Annotated in this window: 19 protein-coding genes; 15 read left to right on the forward strand and 4 right to left on the reverse strand. The window is 67.4% G+C overall.

Annotated elements, in window-relative coordinates; translation table 11 throughout:
- Nucleotides 1-197: hypothetical protein (locus tag ACU18_RS20295; RefSeq protein ID WP_231686122.1), on the reverse strand; the 197-nt coding region annotated here is incomplete at its 3' end.
- Between the two features lie 454 nt (nucleotides 198-651).
- Between ACU18_RS20295 and ACU18_RS17395 the strand changes: the two genes are divergently transcribed.
- Nucleotides 652-1,140 (forward strand): hypothetical protein, encoded by a 489-nt coding sequence (locus tag ACU18_RS17395; protein ID WP_197273613.1) that lies wholly within the window; start codon nucleotides 652-654, stop codon nucleotides 1,138-1,140.
- A gap of 117 nt (nucleotides 1,141-1,257) precedes the next feature.
- On the opposite strand, the gene ACU18_RS17400 is transcribed toward ACU18_RS17395, so the two are convergent.
- Entirely contained in the window at nucleotides 1,258-1,524 is a 267-nt protein-coding gene (locus tag ACU18_RS17400) for a MoaD/ThiS family protein (protein ID WP_050687673.1), read from the reverse strand.
- Between the two features lie 5 nt (nucleotides 1,525-1,529).
- Entirely contained in the window at nucleotides 1,530-2,657 is a 1,128-nt protein-coding gene (gene moaA / locus ACU18_RS17405) for a GTP 3',8-cyclase MoaA (RefSeq protein ID WP_197273614.1), read from the reverse strand.
- A 40-nt stretch (nucleotides 2,658-2,697) separates the two neighbouring features.
- On the opposite strand from moaA, the gene ACU18_RS17410 reads away from it, so the two are divergent.
- The 7 genes from ACU18_RS17410 to ACU18_RS17440 all read left to right on the forward strand — a co-directional run bounded on the left by ACU18_RS17410 (nucleotide 2,698) and on the right by ACU18_RS17440 (nucleotide 8,679).
- The gene (locus ACU18_RS17410; protein ID WP_082178389.1) at nucleotides 2,698-4,497 is read left to right on the forward strand and encodes a molybdopterin-dependent oxidoreductase; all 1,800 of its coding nucleotides are present in this window, start codon (nucleotides 2,698-2,700) and stop codon (nucleotides 4,495-4,497) included.
- Nucleotides 4,498-4,520: 23 nt separating this feature from the next.
- The gene (locus ACU18_RS17415; RefSeq protein WP_050687707.1) at nucleotides 4,521-5,762 is read left to right on the forward strand and encodes a molybdopterin molybdotransferase MoeA; all 1,242 of its coding nucleotides are present in this window, start codon (nucleotides 4,521-4,523) and stop codon (nucleotides 5,760-5,762) included.
- Nucleotides 5,750-6,244, forward strand: coding sequence for a cyclic pyranopterin monophosphate synthase MoaC (gene moaC / locus ACU18_RS17420; protein WP_050687678.1), 495 nt, complete (start codon nucleotides 5,750-5,752; stop codon nucleotides 6,242-6,244). The genes ACU18_RS17415 and moaC overlap by 13 nt, the downstream gene beginning before the upstream one ends.
- Before the next feature lie 125 nt (nucleotides 6,245-6,369).
- Nucleotides 6,370-6,849 (forward strand): MogA/MoaB family molybdenum cofactor biosynthesis protein, encoded by a 480-nt coding sequence (locus ACU18_RS17425; RefSeq protein WP_050687708.1) that lies wholly within the window; start codon nucleotides 6,370-6,372, stop codon nucleotides 6,847-6,849.
- Nucleotides 6,839-7,318: a molybdenum cofactor biosynthesis protein MoaE gene (locus ACU18_RS17430; protein WP_050687680.1), complete on the forward strand. Its 480-nt coding sequence runs from the start codon at nucleotides 6,839-6,841 to the stop codon at nucleotides 7,316-7,318. The genes ACU18_RS17425 and ACU18_RS17430 overlap by 11 nt, the downstream gene beginning before the upstream one ends.
- Nucleotides 7,319-7,425: 107 nt before the next feature.
- A complete protein-coding gene (dapB, locus tag ACU18_RS17435) occupies nucleotides 7,426-8,196 on the forward strand; it encodes a 4-hydroxy-tetrahydrodipicolinate reductase (protein WP_050687682.1) in 771 nt (256 codons plus the stop codon).
- A gap of 3 nt (nucleotides 8,197-8,199) precedes the next feature.
- Nucleotides 8,200-8,679 (forward strand): hypothetical protein, encoded by a 480-nt coding sequence (locus ACU18_RS17440; protein ID WP_050687684.1) that lies wholly within the window; start codon nucleotides 8,200-8,202, stop codon nucleotides 8,677-8,679.
- Nucleotides 8,680-8,813: 134 nt separating this feature from the next.
- On the opposite strand, the gene ACU18_RS17445 is transcribed toward ACU18_RS17440, so the two are convergent.
- Entirely contained in the window at nucleotides 8,814-10,052 is a 1,239-nt protein-coding gene (locus ACU18_RS17445) for a heparan-alpha-glucosaminide N-acetyltransferase domain-containing protein (protein WP_050687685.1), read from the reverse strand.
- A 151-nt stretch (nucleotides 10,053-10,203) separates the two neighbouring features.
- Between ACU18_RS17445 and ACU18_RS17450 the strand changes: the two genes are divergently transcribed.
- The 7 genes from ACU18_RS17450 to ACU18_RS17480 all read left to right on the forward strand — a co-directional run bounded on the left by ACU18_RS17450 (nucleotide 10,204) and on the right by ACU18_RS17480 (nucleotide 18,182).
- The gene (locus ACU18_RS17450) at nucleotides 10,204-10,542 is read left to right on the forward strand and encodes a hypothetical protein (protein WP_050687687.1); all 339 of its coding nucleotides are present in this window, start codon (nucleotides 10,204-10,206) and stop codon (nucleotides 10,540-10,542) included.
- 166 nt (nucleotides 10,543-10,708) lie between these two features.
- Nucleotides 10,709-11,617 carry a 4-hydroxy-tetrahydrodipicolinate synthase gene (gene dapA / locus ACU18_RS17455; protein ID WP_050687689.1) on the forward strand — a complete coding sequence of 303 codons (909 nt, stop codon included), beginning with the start codon at nucleotides 10,709-10,711 and terminating at the stop codon, nucleotides 11,615-11,617.
- 40 nt (nucleotides 11,618-11,657) lie between these two features.
- A complete protein-coding gene (locus ACU18_RS17460; protein WP_050687691.1) occupies nucleotides 11,658-13,349 on the forward strand; it encodes a ribonuclease J in 1,692 nt (563 codons plus the stop codon).
- 120 nt (nucleotides 13,350-13,469) lie between these two features.
- Nucleotides 13,470-16,379, forward strand: coding sequence for an FtsK/SpoIIIE family DNA translocase (locus tag ACU18_RS17465; RefSeq protein ID WP_050687696.1), 2,910 nt, complete (start codon nucleotides 13,470-13,472; stop codon nucleotides 16,377-16,379).
- 23 nt (nucleotides 16,380-16,402) lie between these two features.
- Entirely contained in the window at nucleotides 16,403-17,047 is a 645-nt protein-coding gene (gene pgsA / locus ACU18_RS17470; RefSeq protein ID WP_050687698.1) for a CDP-diacylglycerol--glycerol-3-phosphate 3-phosphatidyltransferase, read from the forward strand.
- Nucleotides 17,044-17,529: a CinA family protein gene (locus tag ACU18_RS17475; protein WP_050687700.1), complete on the forward strand. Its 486-nt coding sequence runs from the start codon at nucleotides 17,044-17,046 to the stop codon at nucleotides 17,527-17,529. The genes pgsA and ACU18_RS17475 overlap by 4 nt, the downstream gene beginning before the upstream one ends.
- Nucleotides 17,530-17,729: 200 nt before the next feature.
- Nucleotides 17,730-18,182: a helix-turn-helix domain-containing protein gene (locus ACU18_RS17480; RefSeq protein WP_050687702.1), complete on the forward strand. Its 453-nt coding sequence runs from the start codon at nucleotides 17,730-17,732 to the stop codon at nucleotides 18,180-18,182.
- Nucleotides 18,183-18,225: the final 43 nt, after the last annotated feature.

An 18,225-nucleotide genomic window follows, 5' to 3' on the forward strand; every position in this document is an offset into this window, starting at 1 on the left:
CCACCAGAACCGGAAACAGCGGCACCCGGAACCGGGTCCCTGCCGTCCGTTTCTGGAGCTTCGTTGCCGTCCATAACCCCAGCATAGGAAGGGGGTACGACAATCGATCCGGCCACGAAAACATCCTCAGAAAGAACCCCGGGAGCAGCCGGAACAGAGTCCCTGCCGTCCGTGCCTGGAGCTTCGTCGCCGTCCATAAAACCAGCATATGCAGGGGGTACGACAATTTGGCCGGAGGCAGGAACGGCCCGCGAATCAAGCCTGTCACCAGCGCCAACATCAACCCCAGGAGCAGGCGGAACAGAGTCCCTGCCGTCCGTCTCTGGAGCTTCGTTGCCGTCCATAAACCCAGCGTAGGAAGGGGGTACGACAACCGGATCCGACGCGAAACCGGACGGAGCGGCCCCGCAAACAGCAGCCGGAACGGAGTCCACTGCCGTCCGTGCCTGGAGCCTCTTCACCGTCCATAAAGGCAGCATAAACAGGGGGGTGTGACCTTCCGGCTGGGCCCCGAAATAGCCAGGACATCAAGACCCCGCCCGAAGCCGGCGCCAGTCCCAAGCGGTCTGCGGGACGGACCCTGGCACAATCCCGGAACGGGACCGGAATCCCGTGCTCCCTGACCAAGCCATCCTGACCCTAGGCCAAGGATTGGCAGTCGTCGGGTACAGCCCTTCAGCCAAGGCACGGCTGACAATGCTGCAGCCCGGACCCCCGCCACACCAGGGCGTGCCCGGCGAAGTGCTGAACGTGGCGGCACAACTGCTCGCGTGCGGGGCGGGCGTGGATAGGCAGGCACCGGAAGCCCGGGTCTGCATCGGCTCCGGCAGGTGGCTGCGGGCAACCAGGATGGCTGCGCTCTCCGCCGGCAGCACGTCGCCACTCGCAGTCACAATCCATGGCTGTTCGCCGGCGGCGAGGCTGGACATGTTTGCCCGGTGCTTCGGCCTGACCCGGCCACAAGGGGAACTGCTCGACCTGGCCGCCGCGGGGGCCAGGACTGCTGCCATCGCGGCAGCCCAGGCGGTCAGCCCCTATACGGTCCGGGACCAGATCAAGCAGATCTCCCAGGCAGGCGCCGTCCACAGCCGCGCGTCACTGCTGGCACTGGCCATGGGCACAGCGCCCCGGCTCTCCTGAAACACATACCCAAACATCACGCACCACAGGACCAGCAAAGCTTCCGGCAAAGTGTGCAGCCCGGACTCGACCAACCATTGCCACCTCAACCGGTAACGCACAAAAGGACGAAGCGCCCTATCCGCCGGCGAACGGCGGCAGCACGTCAACGGTGTCGTCGGCGCCGACAACCGTGGACCGGTCCCGGACTGCCACCTCGTTCAACAGGAAGCTGGAGCGGGCCAGGATGCGTGGCAGCGGGGGAGTGCCTGCGGGCGGCGCACTCCGTTCCACGGCTTCGATTGCCGCCAGGAGGTCGGCAACGGACGCGCCGGCGGGCAAGGTGAAGGACTCTTCCTCCAGGCCTGCGGCAGCGCGCGCGGCAGCGAAGTATCGTACGTTCATTGCTGTCAGCCCCCGATGGCGCTCATGCTGCGATCCGGTTGGACAAAGTCCGGAGCGTCGAGTCCCACGTGGTCCATGCCGTGGGCTTTGGGTTTGATCCACATCGCATCCTGCCAGCGCCGGGCCAGGGCATCATCGTCAGCCCCGGAGCGCAGCAGGCCCAGCAGGTCGAATTCCTCGCGCGAGAACAGGCAGCTCATGATCTTGCCTTCGGCGGTGATCCGGGTCCGACGGCAATCGGAACAGAACGGCTCCGTCACGGAGGCGATAATTCCCACGGTGCCCACCACCGGTCCGGACTGATCCGCGGTCCCGGCCTCCCGGCGTCGTACTTCAAAGCGTTCCGCCGGTGCGCCGTCACGTGCGCGGCCGTCCGGGCTGAGGACAAAGTCCTTGGAGAGCAGTTCGCGGATCTCCGCCGCTGTGATCATGTTGCGCCGGGTCCAGCCGTGGTCGGCGTCCAGCGGCATCTGTTCGATGAACCGCAGCTCGTACCCGCGCTCCACCGCCCAGGCGAGGAGCGAGGGGGATGCGGCGTCGTTGATGCCGCGCATCAGCACCGCGTTGATCTTGACGGGTCCCAGGCCCGCAGCCCACGCCGCGTCCACGCCCGCCAGCACCTGGTCCAGGAACGGCCGGCGGGTCAGCTGCGTAAAAGTTTCCTCATGCAAAGTATCCAGCGACACGTTGATCCGGGTCAGGCCTGCAGCCTTGAGCGGCGCAGCTTTTTTGGCCAGCCCAACACCGTTGGTGGTCATGGAAATGGGAAGGCCCGGGTGGTTGCGCCGCAGCGCCGAGATGATGTCCACGAGGTCGTGGCGCACCAGCGGTTCGCCGCCGGTCAGCCGCAGTTCGCGGACGCCAAGGTGGTCCACGCCGATCCTGACAATCCGGATGATTTCGTCCGCCGACATCACTGCCTGCTTGGCCAGCCACTCCAGCCCTTCGGCCGGCATGCAATAGGTGCAGCGAAGGTTGCACTTGTCCGTCAGGGACAGCCGCATGTCGGTGGCGCGACGGCCGTAACGGTCAGCGAGTCCCGCCGGGGCGTCTGACGGCCGGGCCGGGGGCACGCCGGGGCCCTCCTGGTCTGTCCCCTCCCGGGGCTGCGGCATGCCTAGCTGGACACTCATGATTTCAGGCTACGCCACCCCGGCAAGGACGCCATACCAGATGACGGACCTGACCGTTTCCGGTGAATCCCCGGATGCCGCCGCCGGGGGCAAATTACCGCCCTATGCTGGGTTTGTGGATATCTCCCGGAACGATCAGGCAACGCACGACGGCGGCGCTGGCGGTGGGCGGGCAGGTGGCAGTTCTTCGCCGTCGGGCCCGGGCGCGGGGCAGGAAAGCGGGCCGCCTACGGCCCGGGAAAATGGCCGGGAACAGGCGCAGGAGTCCACCCAGGCGGCCGCACCCCCAACCGTCCCGGTGTCCCGTTCCCGCTACGCCGCAGCCGCCGGAGTGGTGGCCGTGGGAGCGGCAGTTGTTGTGGGGGAGACGCTCGCCGGGCTGGTGAGCCCATCCCTGTCACCCCTGACCGCTGTCGGTGGCTCGGTGATCGACGCAGTTCCGCCCGGCGTGAAGGAATGGGCGATTTCGCTGTTCGGCACAGCAGACAAAGCGGCACTCCTGGTGGGCATGGCCCTGGTCATTGCGTTGCTGGCCGCCGTTGCCGGTGTGGTGGAGGACCGCCGCCGGTACGCCGGCGTGGCGGTCGCAGGGATCTTCGGCCTCGCCGGCGTCGCTGCCGTCCTCACCCGTGCGCAGCTGACGCCCGTCGCCCTGGCCATGCCCGTGGTCACCGCGGTGGTTGCCGGTTTCCTGCTGAGCTTCCTCATCCGCAGGCTCCAGGCCTGGCTAGGGCCAAAAGAACCGGGAACTACGTCCGGCACTGTTGCCGCCAACCGCCGCCGCTTCCTGCAGGTGCTCGGTGGCGGCGCCGTGGCCACCGCCGTGGGCGGGACGCTGGCGGGGATCTGGCGGAACGCCGCGGACGGGGTCCGCGAAGCCAGGGCCCGCATCAGCCTCCCGTCACCCGCGGCCCCGGCACCGGCCATCCCCGCAGGAGCGGAGACAGGCCTGGCCGGCATGCAGCCGCTCGTTACGCCCAACGATGATTTCTACCGCATTGACACCGCACTCGCCGTACCCACCATCAACCCCGATACGTGGACGCTGAAGGTCACCGGATTGGTCGACCGCAACGTGGAGCTCAGCTTCGCGGACCTGATGGCCAAGCCCCTGACCGAACGCCACGTCACCATCGCCTGCGTGTCCAACAACGTAGGTGGCGACCTGATCGGCAACGCCCGCTGGCTGGGCTGGCCCATCCGGGAACTCCTCACCCTGGCCGGGCCGCAGGCCGGTGCTGACATGGTGCTCTCCCGCAGCGCTGATGGCTGGACCGCCGGCACACCCCTCGAAGCCCTCACCGACAACCGGGATGCCTTGCTCGCGGTGGGTATGAACGGCGAGCCGCTGCCCGTGGAACACGGCTTTCCCGTCCGGATGATCGTCCCGGGCCTCTACGGCTACGTCTCCGCGACCAAATGGGTGACGGAACTGAAGCTGACGCGCTTCGCCGATGACGAGGGCTACTGGACGCCCCGCGGCTGGTCCGAACGCGGACCCATCAAGATCTCCTCCCGGATCGATGTCCCCCGCAGCAACGCGTCCGTCGCTGCAGGCACAGTCATGGTGGGCGGGGTGGCCTGGGCCCAGCACACCGGCATCGGCAAAGTGGAAGTACGGATCAACCGCGGGCCGTGGCAGGAAGCCGGCCTGGCCCCCGGGATCTCCGTGGACACCTGGTACCAATGGCAGCTCGGGGTGGACCTCACGCCCGGCCAGTACGAACTCCAGGTCCGGGCCACGGATCTCAACGGCAAGGCGCAGGACGAGGCAGGCAGGCCCGTCGCGCCGGACGGAGCCACGGGTTTCCACACGGTTAGAGTTGACGTGAAATCCTGATGGCCGCAACCGAAGGCGCACCCATGACCAGCCAGCACTCCGCCGGCCATTCCCACCACGGCGCACGTTCCGTCGCCGCGCACACGGCTGCAGTGCGGCAACTGTTGACTGCACTCAGCTCCGACGGACGGACGGAAGTCCTTCCGCTGGTGCAGGCCCTGGGCCGTGCCCTGGTTGACGGGGTGATCGCCCCCGTCAGCCTGCCGCCCTTCGCCAATTCGCAGATGGACGGATACGCGGTGCGGTCCGCTGACGTGTCCGACGGCGGCGCGGAGCTCCGCATAGCCGCTCCCGTTCCAGCGGGGCAAAGTCCGCAGCCGCTGGCACCGGGAACGGCGGCACCCATCATGACCGGCGCTCCGATCCCGGCCGGTGCCGACGCCGTGGTACAGATCGAACGCGCCGTTCCGGACCGTTTCCTGGCGCCGGGTGGGAAGGGGACCGTCCAGCTGCCGGCCGTGGCGCCGGGGACCTTTGTCCGGGCTACGGGCAGCGACGTGACCGCCGGTCAGCAGGTACTGGCGGCGGGGACCTTCCTTGGCCCCGCGCAGTTGGGGCTCCTGGCAGCCCTGGGCCTCCCGGAGGCCACCGTGCACAGCAAAGTCACTGTGCTCCTGGTGACCACCGGCGACGAGGTAGTGGAACCGGGCAAACCCCTGGCGCCAGGGCGGATCTACGACGCCAACGGCACCCTTCTTGAAGCCGCCATGACGCAGGCGGGCCTGCGGGTGCTGCGTGCCGGCATCGCCACGGACAACCCGGTTCACTTCCGGGAACTGCTGCGCACCGAAGGCGCCGCAGCGGACCTGATCGTCACCACCGGCGGTGTCAGCAAGGGTGCCTACGAGGTGGTGCGGCAGGCCATGGCGGACGAACCCGTGGAGTTCCTGCACGTGGCAATGCAACCGGGCGGGCCCCAGGGCATCGGCACCTTCGACGGCATCCCGTTCCTTGGCTTTCCGGGAAACCCGGTCAGCGCCCTGGTGTCCTTTGAGATGTTCCTCCGCCCGGCGCTTTCGGCCCTGTTCGGCTCACCGGCTGTCCGGTTGCCCCTGCGCGCCAGGCTGGGCCACAGCCTGTCCTCGCCGGCAAACAAGCACCAGGTCCGCCGCGGCAGCCTCGCCCCGGACGGCACGGTCCGGCTGGAGGGTGGCGAAAGCTCACACCTCCTGCACGCCCTGGCAGGCTCCAACGTCCTGGTGCATGTCCCGGAGGGCGTCTCCGCGCTCGGCGCAGGGGAAGAGGTGGAAGTATGGATGCTGTGAATCCTGAACCGACCCCCGCCGCCCTGACGCACCTGCGTACCGATGGCACCGCCCAGATGGTGGATGTCTCCGCCAAGGCCGAGACCACCCGCGAGGCCACCGCCACCGCCACCGTGCAGACCACCGCCGAAGTAATGGGCCTGCTCGGCTCCGGCGGACTGCCCAAGGGCGATGCGCTCGCCGTCGCCCGGGTGGCCGGCATTATGGCCGCCAAAAAGACCCCCGAGCTCATTCCTTTGTGCCACCCCTTGCCGCTGGCGAAGGTCACCGTTGACTTTGAACTGGAAGCAGCGGCCGTCACCGTGAACGCCACCGTTAAGACCCGCGGCGTCACCGGGGTGGAGATGGAAGCGCTCACCGCGGTGAGTGTCGCGGCCCTCAGCGTGTACGACATGATCAAGGCCGTGGACAAACACGCGGTCCTGACGGACATCAAGGTCCTCGCGAAAAGCGGCGGCAAGAGCGGAGACTGGACCCTGTGAGCACCTCCACCCCGGACGCCGGTTCCGGCGCGCACCCGCACGCCGCGGCCGGCAACGATCCAAGCACCGGCGAGCAGTCCCCGGCCCGCCCCGCCGCCCCGGCGGAACCCCACACCCACGGCGAGGTGCAGGGCCGCAAAGCCGGTGTGGTGATAGCCTCCACGCGGGCCGCCGCCGGAATCTATACCGACGAAACCGGCCCCGTGATCACGGACTGGCTGACCGAACACGGCTTTGAGGTGTTTCCCGCCATGGTGGTTCCCGACGGCGAGCCTGTGGGCGCAGCCATCCGCGCCCTGCTGACCCAGCACCCCGCCGTCGTGATTACCAGCGGCGGCACGGGCCTCAGCCCGGACGACCGCACCCCTGACGTCACCCTGCCCCTCCTGGACCGGGAGATCCCGGGCATTATGGAGGCCATCCGGCGCGCCGGAGCGGAAAAGACCCCGCTTGCAGCGCTCAGCCGCGGGCACGCCGGCGCGGCCGGCAGCACCTTCATCGTCAACTTGCCGGGCTCGCCCAAGGGGGTCATGGACGGCCTGCACGTCCTGGATCCCGTGCTGGGTCACCTCTGCGACCAACTGGACGGCGGACATGGCCACTGAATCAACCTTCGAGGTGGTCTCCGCGGTCCTGAGCGCCGACCCCATTTCCGTGGACCACGCCATCGCGGCTGTGGAAAGCGACACCGCCGGCGCCGTGGTCAGCTTCTCCGGCGTGGTCCGCAACCACGACGGCGGCAAGCCCGTGGACCGGCTCAGCTACAGCGCGCATCCCACCGCGCACCAGGTGATGGCCGACGTCGTTGCCCGCCTTGTGGCGGAGCAGTCGGCCGCCGCTGGGGGAGCGGAAACCGGCACGCCCGCCCAACCGGTCAGGATCTGGGCCGCGCACCGGATCGGTACGCTGGAAATCGGCGACCCAGCCCTGGTCTGCGCCGTCTCCGCCGCCCACCGCGGCCAGGCTTTCGCGGTCTGCTCGGAACTGGTGGACCGGATCAAGGACCAGGTGCCCATCTGGAAGGAACAGTTCTTCTCCGACGGCACCGTGGAATGGGTGGGCGCCGGCAGCTGACCGGCGCCACGGAGAGGCTTCCCGGACCGCCGCTCACTGCTGTTCCTGCGAGGTAACGCACACCGCCCGGTTCCAGTGCGCGCCGGGCCCACCGGTAGGGTTAACCCATGACCCAAAAACACCCCGATCCCAAGCTGGTGGCCGTGCTGGGCGCCAATGGCCGTATGGGCGCCGAAGCCGTAAAAGCCATCCACGCAGCAGCGGACATGGAGCTTGTCGCGGCACTGGGCCGCGGCGATTCCCTGGACCGGGTTGCCGCCGCCGGCGCGCAGTATGTGGTGGACCTGACGGTTCCCGAAAGCACCGAGGAGAACGTCCGCTTCGCCGTGGAGCACAACATGCACGCTGTGGTGGGCACCACGGGCTGGGATGCCCACCGGCTCTCCGCCCTGGAGGCCCTGCTGGCGGAGCATCCGGAAACCGGGGTGCTGATTGCGCCCAACTTTGCCCTGGGCTCTGTGCTTGCGTCCGCGTTCGCCGCCAAGGCTTCCCGTTACTTTGAATCGGTGGAGATCATCGAGCTGCACCACCCGGACAAGGTGGATGCCCCGTCCGGTACCGCCGTGCGCACCGCCCAGCTGATCGCGGCCGAGCGCAGTGCCGCGAAGGTGCCGGCCAGCCCCGACGCCACCACCAGCGAACTTGCCGGCGCCCGCGGCTGCGACGTCGACGGGGTCCGCGTGCACAGCGTCCGCCTCCGCGGCCTGGTGGCGCACCAGGAAGTCTTGCTGGGCGGACCCGGTGAGCAGTTCACCCTCCGGCACGACTCCTTCGACCGGGCGTCCTTTATGCCCGGCGTCCTGCTGGGTGTCCGCAGCGTTGCGGACCACCCCGGCCTGACTGTGGGCCTGGACGGCTACCTGGATCTGGGGCTGTAGGCAGTGAAGGCGTTTTTTGCGGGATTCCGAAAGAACCGCACCAAAATCTGGGTTGGCGCGGTTACGCTGCTGCTGGTGTTCTACCTTGTGGTGTCGTTCCAGCGCTCCATCCTGCTGCTGGCGGACAACAACCTGGCGGCCAAGGCGATCGGTGCCGCCTACCTGGTGCTCCCCATCATTGGCGCCTGGGCCATGATCCGTGAGCTGATGTTTGGTGCCCGCACCGAGCAGATGGCCAACGTCCTCGCCGCCGAGGGTGGCCTGCCCGTGGACGACCTGCCCCGCACGCCTGCGGGCCGGATCATCAGGTCCGCCGCTGATGCCGAATTCGAAAAATACAAAGCCGAAGCCGAGGCTGCCCCCGGTGACTGGCGTTCCTGGTTCAGGCTCAGCTGCGCCTATGACGCCGCGGGCGACCGGAAACGTGCCCGCGCCTCGATGCGTGATGCCGTCAAGCTGTTCCAGGGCAAAGTCCCCGCCTGACAGGGTGGTGTGCGCTGACCCGGTGCGGCGCACTGAGGGGTGCCACACGCTTAGCCGGTGCTGTGCGGCCGGTTGCCCGGGAGTTCGTCCCGGGAATTCCCAGGGGTGCGTTCGGGCATGGGAGCCGGCCTGGGTCAGCCGGCCTGGCTGCCCCGGCCGGCCCGGTTCGCCGCGTGGCCCAGCAGCTCCAGTGGGCCCCGCCATTTAAGGAGCGCGAACAGCACGCCCACGGCAACGGCAGCGCCCGCCTGCGCGAAGTACATGCCCTCCTCCGTCCACCCCGCAGGGAGCGGCTTGAGGTAGAGGGCGGAGACCACCCATACGTGGAGGGTATAGAGCGTCAGCGTCATGGCGCCGGCGCCGCGGAACGGCAGCAGCAGGTCAAGGTCCACCCATTCGGCCAGCCTGCCCAGCAGCAGGCAAGCACCGATCACGGCCGCGGCCACGGCGGACGTGTGCAACAGGTCCAGGGTGGTCCCTGAATGCGGTGCTGCCGACGCCAGCCACCACCAGGACCCCTCCTGGGGTATCCCCGTGAGGTTGACCTGCAGGACGCTCTTCAGCGGATAGCCGGGCGCGTTCAGCAGGTCCTCCAGTGCTGCCCTGCCGCCCCAGTTCTCCATGGCCGTAACTCCAAGGGTTTTCGCCAGGACCGCGGTGACGGTTCCGCCCACCAGGAGCAGGACGGGAACCTGGGCCTTGCTGAGCGCCAGCCGGCCGATCACCAGGCCCACCAACAGGTACGACAACCATTGGAAGACGGGGTAGTAACCCGTGAAAAACAGGTCAGCGAGCAGCCGCGCCGGGGTCCCCAGATCCTCCCAGGAAGGGTTGTGTCCCAGTTTCAGCGGGGGAGTACCCGCCAGCAGCCAGGGCCGAAGCAGGTACGCCAGGACCGGTGAGACGAGGAGCCAGCCTGCCGCCCAGGCGCACAAGGGCCTTAATCCCAACCCCATGAAGGGCAGGACGCACAGGAACAGCAACGCGTAATGGACCAGGATGATGGCCAGGTTCACTTCCAGCCCGCCCAGGGTGAGCCCGACGGCGGCAATCACCAGGGCGCGCAGTGCCACACCCCGCCGGGCTGCCCACAGCGGCGACCCGGCCAGGGGCTGGTGCTTTCCGGTGGACAGGGCGAGGCCCACACCGGCAAGGACAGCAAACAGGGCTGCTGCCCGGCCGGAAAAGGCCAGGCCAATCCAGGTGGGGGTCAGGTTGGCGTTCTGTTCAAACGTGGCCAGCAGGTGGGTGGCCATCATGCCCAGCAGGGCCAGGCCCCGGGCAGCGTCGATGCCGTAAAGCCGCCCTGTCGCTGGCCGGCCGGTGGGCTTTCCGGTCTTCCCGGTCGATCGGGCCTGACGGCTGGAAGTCATGACCAGATCGTCTCATACCGGGCCATGAAGGGCTGCGGCCCCGCAGCGCTCAAGCCACAAGGCCCAGGTCCCGGGCGGATTATCCAGCGGCCCATTCCATCCCGGGTGCGCACCCTTGAATTCGAATATATGTTCGAATAGACTGACCCGCATGCACACTCCACCACACCGGGTCCCTGCCCCCGAAACCGGCAGTACGGGGCTTATGAAAGCCATGAGTCCGGGCACCGTCGACTACCTTTTCCGGCAGCTCGTAGCCGGCAGGCCGGCCGAGGACGTCCAATGGGCCAACGAGGGCATCAGCCTCACTGCACAGCCGGAGGGTGCTGAGCTCGCGCGCCGGCTGGCCGAGACGGACCTTGACGCCCTCACTCCGCTGGAGCTCTTCAATTACGTCAGGGCCGCCCAGCGGCTGGCCGACTGGGCCGAAAACCTTCGGCAGGCAGCCGTTGGAAGATACTGCCACGCGCCGGAGCAACGGCCGGCCTGAGCCTCCCACGCCCGTCCGCAGAGCGGCTTCCCGGGGCAGGCGGCCACCCGCCAGCACCGCAAAGCGGCTTCGGAAGCCCCATCATGACTTATGAAGCCGGTTGTTTGACGTTCATCACGCCCGTGGCATTGTCCTAACCAGCATGGGACAGGGTAACGTTTTTTCCATGTCTGACTTTTCCGCGCACACCCCTGCCCTTGGTTCACTCCTGACTGCCATGGTTACTCCGTTCACCAAGGACGGCGCAGTGGACTACGAGCAGGCAAAGGCGCTCGCCACCAAGCTTGTGGATGACGGCTGCGACGGCCTGGTGGTCACCGGAACCACCGGCGAAACCTCCACCCTCACGGATGCGGAAAACCTCGGCATGTTCCGTGCCGTCAAGGAAGCTGTGGGGGACCGGGCCGCCATCATCGCCGGTACCGGCACCAACGACACGGCACACTCGGTCCACCTCTCCCAGGAAGCCGCAGCCCTCGGCGTCGACGGCCTGCTCCTGGTGACCCCTTACTACAACAAGCCCAGCCAGGCCGGCATCAGGGCGCACTTCGAGGCCGTCGCCAACGCCGTCGACGTTCCCGTGATGCTCTACGACATTCCCGGCCGCTCCTCCATCGCCATCGAACCGGACACCATGATCCGCCTGGCGCAGCACCACAACATCGTCGCCGTCAAGGACGCCAAGGCCGACTTCGTCGCCGCCGCACGCGTAATGGCCGAAACCGACCTCGCGTTCTACTCGGGCGACGACGGACTGACGCTGCCCTGGATGGCCCTCGGCGCGGTCGGCCTCGTCGGTGTCACCACGCACGTGGCCACCCGCCGGTTCCGCGAACTCATCAACGCCGTCAACGCCAACGACCTCGGCACCGCCCGGAAGATCAACGCCGAACTGCTGCCCGTGGTCCGCGCCACCATGACCCGGGTCCAGGGCGCCGTCGCAGCCAAACAGATTCTTAAATGGCAGGGAGTCCTGCCCAACTCGATTGTCCGTTTGCCCCTCGTGGAGCCGGACGAAGCCGAGATCGAAACCATCCGCGGGGATTTGGCGGAAGCGGGGCTGGTCTTCTCCTGAAAACGCTGACCCGCACCTTCCGCCTGGAAAGAAGTGCACTATGACCCAAGTCGCCCTCACCGGCCTCGTTACTCCTCCCCGCCTGCCCCAGGGCACGCTGCGGATCGTCCCCCTGGGCGGACTCGGGGAGATCGGCCGGAACATGGCCGTGTTCGAAATCGACGGCAAGCTGCTGATCGTGGACTGCGGTGTCCTCTTCCCTGAGGAAACCCAGCCCGGCGTGGACCTGATCCTGCCCGATTTCTCCTACATCGAGGACCGTCTCGACGACATCGTCGCCGTGGTCCTCACGCACGGCCACGAAGACCACATCGGCGCCGTTCCGTACCTGCTCCGGCTGCGCGCCGACATCCCGCTGGTGGGCTCGCAGCTCACGCTTGCCCTCATCGAGGCCAAGCTGCAGGAACACCGCATCCGGCCCTACACCCTGACCGTCGAGGAAGGGCAAGTGGAGAAGTTCGGTCCGTTCGAATGCGAATTCGTTGCCGTCAACCACTCAATCCCGGACGCCCTGGCCGTCTTCATCCGCACCGCAGGCGGCACGGTCCTGCACACGGGCGACTTCAAGATGGACCAGCTGCCCCTGGACGGCCGCATCACCGACCTCCGGCACTTTGCCAAGCTCGGCGAAGAGGGCGTTGACCTGTTTATGTCGGACTCCACCAACGCCGACGTCCCCGGCTTCACCACCGCGGAAAAGGAAATCGGCCCCACGCTGGAACGGCTGTTCGGCCAGGCCAGCAAGCGGATCATCGTCGCCTCGTTCTCCTCGCACGTGCACCGCGTCCAGCAGGTCCTTGACGCCGCGGCCAAGCACAACCGGAAGGTGGCCTTTGTGGGCCGCTCCATGGTGCGCAACATGGCCATCGCGGAGAAGCTTGGCTACCTTGACGTCCCTTCAGGCCTGATTGTGGACATCAAGAACATCGATAACCTGCCGGACAACCGCGTGGTCCTGATGTCCACCGGCTCGCAGGGCGAGCCCATGGCGGCGCTGTCCCGCATGGCCAACGGTGACCACAGGGTGGTGGTGGGTGACGGCGACACCGTCATCCTGGCCTCCAGCCTCATTCCCGGCAACGAAAACGCCGTCTTCCGGATCATCAACGGCCTGCTGAAGCTCGGCGCCGACGTGATCCACAAGGGCAATGCGAAGGTCCACGTCTCCGGCCACGCCGCCGCGGGCGAACTGCTGTACTGCTACAACATCCTCGAGCCGCTGAACGCCATGCCGGTCCACGGCGAAACCCGCCATCTGATGGCCAATGGCAAGATCGCCATCGAATCCGGCGTTCCCGAGGCCAGTGTGATCCTCGCCGACAACGGCACCGTCATCGACCTCAAGGACCACCGCGCAGACGTGGTGGGCCAGGTCGAGGTCGGTTTTGTCTACGTCGACGGTTCCAGCGTGGGTGAAGTCACGGAAGCGGACCTCAAGGATCGCCAGACCTTGGGCGACGAAGGATTCATTTCCATCATCACCGTGATCAACCGGACCACCGGCAAGGTGGTCTCCGGCCCCGAAATCCACGCCCGCGGCGTCGCCGAAGATGATTCCGTCTTCGATGAGATCATTCCCAAGATCAACGCCGCCCTGGAAGAGGCAGTGCTGAACCGCACCGACCACACCAGCCACCAGCTGCAGCAGGTGGTCCGCCGGGTGGTGGGCACGTGGGTCAACCGCAAGCTCCGCCGCAAGCCGATGATCATCCCCGTGGTGCTCGAAGCGTAGGGCGCCTTACCCCCGCCAGGAAGGCCCGGTTCTTCGGAACCGGGCCTTCCTGCGTGGAACCGCACCCTGAAGGGCCCGAAATCCGCGGAATACCGGCCCGGTTCGGGTACCGTGGCTACCATGGCCACACGTACTACTTCCGCGCCCAACGGGACCGGCAAGGGCAGCTCCGGCAACAAATCCGGCGGCTCCACGGGCCGCGGTTCCGGCGCGGCTGCCGCCCGGACCGGCCGGGCTGCCGGCTCCGCTGGTTCCCAGCGCACCCGCCAGCTTCCCGTCGTCGAGCACCACCAGCCCTGGCTGCTGCGGGTGGTGGGTGGTGCCTGGCTGGGCATCGGGCACCTGGTGGGCGGCGGCGTACGCCGGATCGGCCACGACGTCAGCGACCTCCCCGCGGAGGAACGCCGCGACGGCGCAGCCCTGTTCAACCTGGCCCTTGGCGTCTTCATCGCCACCTTTGCCTGGTGGGGCCTCACCGGCTGGTTCCCCGACGCCGTCTACGCCGTTGTCAACGGCACCTTCGGCTGGATGTCACTGCTGCTGCCGCTGATGCTTTTTGTGTGCGCGTTCCGGCTGTTCCGTAGTCCGTCCGACGGGCGCGGCAACAACCGGGTGGGCATCGGCTTCCTGATCATGACCTTCGCCGGCAGCGGCCTGGCCCACGTCATCGGCGGCCAGCCCACCGTGGCGCAGGGCTTCGACGGACTCCGGCAGGCCGGCGGCATGCTCGGCTTCCTGGCCGCGACCCCCCTGGCTGCCATCCACCCCGCCGTGCCCCTGGTGGCCTATGGCGTGGTGGCCTTCGTGTCGCTGCTCATCATCACCGCCACCCCCTTCGGCGCGATCCCGCGGCGGCTCCGCGGCGGCTACGAGCACCTGATGGGCATCGACCTGATGGAACAGGACGGGGACAGCGACACCCACGACCGCAGCTACCTGGAGCGCCCGGCACCGGCGGCACCCAAAAAGAAGAAGCGCCGCCTCTTCGGCAGGGACGACGACGGCGATACAGGTTTGGAGGGCTACGTCGGGGACGAGGCCTTCGAGCATGCAGTGATCGATGACGACGCTGAAGCACCGAAGAAGGGCCGCCCGGCCCCGGGCGTCCGCCGTCCCACCCAGGCGGAAATCGCCGTCGAGAAGATCAAGGCGGCCCAGGGCCTGGGCAGCGCCGCCGCGCCGGCCGGGAACGCCACGGAGTCCATCCCGCTGATCACGCCCGGCATGGCCGCAGCCGGCCTGGCAGCCTCCGCGGCGCCCGCCGCAGCCCCGCACGTTCCGGCCAAGCCGGTCACGCCCGCGCCGCCGCCCACCCCCATCCCGCAGCGCACCGAGCAGCTGTCCCTGGCCGGCGACGTTACCTACACCCTGCCGTCGTCGGACGTCCTGACCCCCGGGTCCATCCCCAAGGAACGCACCGAAGCCAACGACGCCATTGTTGCCTCCCTCACGGAAACCCTGACCCAGTTTAATGTCGAGGCCCAGGTCACCGGGTTCAGCCGCGGCCCAACCGTGACCCGGTACGAGATTGAACTTTCGCCGGGCACCAAGGTGGAGCGGGTTACGGCCCTGTCCAAAAACATCTCCTACGCCGTTGCCTCCAGCGATGTGCGCATCCTGAGCCCCATCCCGGGAAAGTCCGCCATCGGGATCGAAATCCCCAACACGGACCGCGAGACGGTCTCGCTCGGCGACGTGCTCCGCAGCCAGAACGCCCGCCGCACCGACCACCCCATGGTGATGGGTGTGGGCAAGGACGTTGAGGGCGGCTACGTGGTGGCCAACCTCGCCAAAATGCCCCACCTGCTGGTGGCCGGTGCCACCGGTGCCGGTAAGTCCTCATTTGTGAACTCGATGATCACCTCCATCCTCATGCGGGCCACCCCGGACGAGGTGCGGATGGTTATGGTGGACCCCAAGCGTGTGGAGCTCACCGCCTATGAAGGTGTCCCGCACCTGATCACCCCCATCATCACCAACCCCAAAAAGGCCGCCGAGGCGCTGCAGTGGGTGGTCAGGGAAATGGATGCCCGCTACGACGACTTGGCCAACTACGGTTTCAAGCACATCGACGACTTCAACAAGGCCGTCCGCGCCGGCAAAGTCCAGCCGCCCGTCGATTCCAAGCGGGTCATCCGGCCGTACCCGTACCTGCTGGTGATCGTGGATGAGCTCGCCGACCTCATGATGGTGGCCCCGCGCGATGTTGAGGATTCCATTGTCCGCATCACCCAGTTGGCCCGCGCCGCCGGCATCCACCTGGTGCTCGCCACCCAGCGGCCCTCCGTGGATGTTGTCACCGGCCTGATCAAGGCCAACGTGCCCTCCCGCATGGCCTTCGCCACGTCCTCCGTGACGGACTCCCGCGTGGTCCTTGACCAGCCCGGCGCCGAGAAGCTGATTGGCCAGGGTGACGCGCTGTTCCTGCCCATGGGCGCCTCCAAGGCCATGCGTGTCCAGGGCGCCTGGGTCACCGAATCGGAAATCCACAAGGTGGTGGAACACGTCAAGGGCCAGTTGAAGGCCGTCTACCGTGACGATGTTGCCCCCGAGGCGCAGAAGAAGCAGATCGACGACGACATCGGGGACGACCTCGAGGTCCTGCTGCAGGCCACCGAACTGGTGGTCACCACCCAGTTCGGCTCCACCTCCATGCTCCAGCGGAAACTGCGTGTGGGCTTCGCGAAGGCGGGCCGGCTGATGGACCTGCTGGAGTCCAGGGGAGTAGTGGGCCCCTCCGAAGGATCCAAGGCCCGCGACGTCCTGGTCAAGCCTGACGATCTCGCCCCCGTCCTCGCTGCCATGAAGGGCCAGGAAGCACCGGCCACACCCGACGCCCAGACTGCGGCGCTCAGTGATAACGCCAACGCGAACGTCGCCCAGGGCGGCTACGCCGAGGACCTGGTGGCCGCAGATCTGGACCAGCGCAAGCAGAACGTGGAATATTACGACGGCTCGGATTCGGCCCCGGGAGGCTACGGAGATGACGACGAAGGTTCCGAGGACGCCTGGTCGCTGACCGGACGCTAGGCGGTGGCAGGTAGCCTAGGAGGGTGACTAGCACCGATGCAACCGCCGCCGGCTCCAGCCGTGCCGGGGTCTGGAACCTGCCCAACATCCTGACCATGATCCGCATCGCCCTGGTGCCCTTCTTTGTCTGGTTCCTGCTTGCCGACGCGCCTGGCCTGGAAAGCACCTCCGGGCCGTGGCGCTGGGCGGCAGTGGCCGTGTTCGCCGTCGCGATCTACACGGACAAGCTCGACGGCGACATCGCCAGGAGCCGGAACCTCATCACCGACTTCGGCAAAATCGCCGACCCCATCGCCGACAAGATGCTTATTGGGTCCGCGCTGGTGATGCTTTCCGTCCTTGGTGAGCTGCCCTGGTGGGTCACCGTGGTGATCCTGGTCCGTGAATGGGGGATCACGGCGCTGCGCTTTGTGGTGATCCGCTACGGCGTGATCCCAGCCTCCCGCGGCGGGAAGCTGAAAACGGTGGTCCAGACGCTGGCCATCTTCCTGTACCTGCTGCCGCTCGCCGCCATTGCCGGCTGGCTGACCTGGGTGGCGCTGGCCGTGATGCTGGCGGCCGTGGCCATCACGGTCTGGACCGGCGTCGAATACGTCGTTGAAGCACTGCGCCTCCGGACCAAAGGCAAACTGCAGGCCAAAACCGGCAACGGTCCGGCAGCACCATGAGCAGCCTGCACCTGCTGGCCGGGCAGGCGGTCGCGGCGGCGCTCGACGCCGGAACCACCGTGGCAACGGCCGAATCCCTGACCGCGGGGATGGTCTCCGCCATCCTGGCCGACACCCCCGGCGCATCAGGCATGCTGCAAGGCGGGGTGGTGGCGTACCGGAACTCGGTGAAGGAAGAGGTCCTGCACGTCTCCGGCAGCCTCCTGGCCAGCGCCGGATCCGTGGACGCGGACGTCGCCGCCGCCATGGCGGCAGGCGCCCGGACCGTCCTCGGCGCCGGCATCGGCGTGTCCACCACCGGCGTGGCAGGCCCGGAACCGCACGACGGCAAACCCGTGGGAACCGTTTACATCGGTGTCGCCACCGCGGCCGGCGCTGAAGCGTTTGGTTATTCGTTCGCCGGGAGCCGGGCGGAAATCCGCGGCCAGGCGTGCGCTGCCTCCCTCGAACGGTTGCTGGCTGCGCTGGCCGCCCAGGCGTAACACCATTCCCGGCAACCCTTTGAGTGCTGCCTGTGGGATGCGCCACATAGTTACCGGACGTAAAGTAGCCGGGAACAAATGCCACCGGCGATTAGTTATTACATTGTGTCGCTTCCGAAGAGCGGAGGCGCCTAGGATGAAATCACCACGTTGGCCCGCATCTCCGCGGACCTGACATAAGAGGGAGCAAGGCGATACAGATGGTAAAGCAGCCCGTATCCGTAAACGGCGTTGTCCGCTGGAAGGATGTGGGCCTCGCCGATCAGGCTAAGAGCGAACAGAAGGAGCGCAAGATGGTTGTACTTCGTCACGAAATCGGTGATGTCCTGCGCGATGTCCGCCAGCGCCAGGGGCGCACGCTCCGTGAAGTTTCGCACAGCGCCCGCGTTTCCCTGGGTTACCTCAGCGAAGTGGAGCGCGGCCAGAAGGAAGCTTCCTCCGAGCTCCTCTCCTCGATCTGCTCGGCCCTGGACGTTCCGCTGTCCACCATGCTCCGCGAGGTCAGCGACCGGGTGGCAGTCGCCGAAGGCGTCGCCGTGCCGGACACCGTGCCGCAGGAATTCTCCCAGCGCTACGGCCGCGACCTGGAGCGCGACCTCAGCTCGGAGCTGAACGACGAACTCTCCACCGGACTCCTGTCCGGCGCCCGCTAAGGGCATTCCAGCCGCTTTTCAGCAAACGCAGCGAAGCCCCCGA

The organism is Arthrobacter sp. ZBG10, assembly GCF_001238605.1.
Taxonomy (GTDB): domain Bacteria; phylum Actinomycetota; class Actinomycetes; order Actinomycetales; family Micrococcaceae; genus Arthrobacter.